This window comes from Staphylococcus pettenkoferi, assembly GCF_002902685.1.
Taxonomy (GTDB): domain Bacteria; phylum Bacillota; class Bacilli; order Staphylococcales; family Staphylococcaceae; genus Staphylococcus; species Staphylococcus pettenkoferi.
Genome location: NZ_PPRN01000007.1, coordinates 1 through 2350, shown reverse-complemented (window position 1 = coordinate 2350; position 2350 = coordinate 1). Strand labels below are relative to the sequence as shown.

1 rRNA gene is annotated in these 2350 nt (G+C 50.0%); it reads left to right on the top strand.

From position 1 onward, the window contains the following. Position 1: 1 nt before the first annotated feature. A 23S ribosomal RNA gene (locus CD126_RS01530) occupies positions 2 to 2350 on the top strand; the annotation flags it as partial.

Genomic DNA, 2350 nt, shown 5'->3' with positions numbered 1-2350 from the left:
AGATTAAGTTATTAAGGGCGCACGGTGAATGCCTTGGCACTAGAAGCCGATGAAGGACGTTACTAACGACGATATGCTTTGGGGAGCTGTAAGTAAGCTATGATCCAGAGATTTCCGAATGGGGGAACCCAACACGAGTTATGTCGTGTTATCGACATGTGAATTCATAACATGTCAGAAGGTAGACCCGGAGAACTGAAACATCTTAGTACCCGGAGGAAGAGAAAGAAAATTCGATTCCCTGAGTAGCGGCGAGCGAAACGGGAAGAGCCCAAACCAATGAGCTTGCTCATTGGGGTTGTAGGACACTCTATACGGAGTTACAAATGTATTTGTTAGACGAAGTAGTTGGAAAGCTACATCAAAGAAGGTAATAATCCTGTAGTCGAAAATGAATACACTCTTGAGTGGATCCTGAGTACGACGGAGCACGTGAAATTCCGTCGGAATCTAGGAGGACCATCTCCTAAGGCTAAATACTCTCTAGTGACCGATAGTGAACCAGTACCGTGAGGGAAAGGTGAAAAGTACCCCGGAAGGGGAGTGAAAAAGAACTTGAAACCGTGTGCTTACAAGTAGTCAGAGCCCGTTAATGGGTGATGGCGTGCCTTTTGTAGAATGAACCGGCGAGTTACGATCTGATGCAAGGTTAAGCAGCGAATGTGGAGCCGTAGCGAAAGCGAGTCTGAATAGGGCGAATGAGTATTTGGTCGTAGACCCGAAACCAGGTGATCTACCCATGGTCAGGTTGAAGTTCAGGTAACACTGAATGGAGGACCGAACCGACTTACGTTGAAAAGTGAGCGGATGAACTGTGGGTAGCGGAGAAATTCCAATCGAACTTGGAGATAGCTGGTTCTCTCCGAAATAGCTTTAGGGCTAGCCTCAAGTGATGATTATTGGAGGTAGAGCACTGTTTGGACGAGGGGCCCCTCTCGGGTTACCGAATTCAGACAAACTCCGAATGCCAATCAATTTAACTTGGGAGTCAGAACGTGGGCGATAAGGTTCATGTTCGAAAGGGAAACAGCCCAGACCACCAGCTAAGGTCCCAAAATATATGTTAAGTGGAAAAGGATGTGGCGTTGCCCAGACAACTAGGATGTTGGCTTAGAAGCAGCCATCATTTAAAGAGTGCGTAATAGCTCACTAGTCGAGTGACGCTGCGCCGAAAATGTACCGGGGCTAAACATATTACCGAAGCTGTGGATTGTCCTTCGGACAATGGCAGGAGAGCGTTCTAAGGGCGTTGAAGCATGATCGCAAGGACATGTGGAGCGCTTAGAAGTGAGAATGCCGGTGTGAGTAGCGAAAGACGGGTGAGAATCCCGTCCACCGATTGACTAAGGTTTCCAGAGGAAGGCTCGTCCGCTCTGGGTTAGTCGGGTCCTAAGCTGAGGCCGATAGGCGTAGGCGATGGATAACAGGTTGATATTCCTGTACCACCCACTTTCGTTTTAAGCGATGGGAGGACGCAGTAGGATAGGCGAAGCGTGCGATTGGATGTACGTTCAAGCAGTAAGGCTGAGTGTTAGGCAAATCCGGCACTCGTCAGGCTGAGCTGTGATGAGGAGGGGGAATTGTTCCCCTGAGTCGCTGATTTCACACTGCCGAGAAAAGTCTCTAACTAGAAAAGGGGTGCCCGTACCGCAAACCGACACAGGTAGTCAAGATGAGAATTCTAAGGTGAGCGAGCGAACTCTCGTTAAGGAACTCGGCAAAATGACCCCGTAACTTCGGGAGAAGGGGTGCTCTCTGGGGTGTACGCTCCGGAGAGCCGCAGTGAATAGGCCCAAGCGACTGTTTATCAAAAACACAGGTCTCTGCTAAACCGTAAGGTGATGTATAGGGGCTGACGCCTGCCCGGTGCTGGAAGGTTAAGAGGAGTGGTTAGCTTCTGCGAAGCCACGAATCGAAGCCCCAGTAAACGGCGGCCGTAACTATAACGGTCCTAAGGTAGCGAAATTCCTTGTCGGGTAAGTTCCGACCCGCACGAAAGGCGTAACGATTTGGGCACTGTCTCAACGAGAGACTCGGTGAAATCATAGTACCTGTGAAGATGCAGGTTACCCGCGACAGGACGGAAAGACCCCGTGGAGCTTTACTGTAGCCTGATATTGAAATTCGGCACAGCTTGTACAGGATAGGTAGGAGCCTTAGAAACGTGAGCGCTAGCTTACGTGGAGGCGTTGGTGGGATACTACCCTCGCTGTGTTGGATTTCTAACCCGCACCACTGATCGTGGTGGGAGACAGTGTCAGGTGGGCAGTTTGACTGGGGCGGTCGCCTCCCAAAAGGTAACGGAGGCGCTCAAAGGTTCCCTCAGAATGGTTGGAAATCATTCATAGAG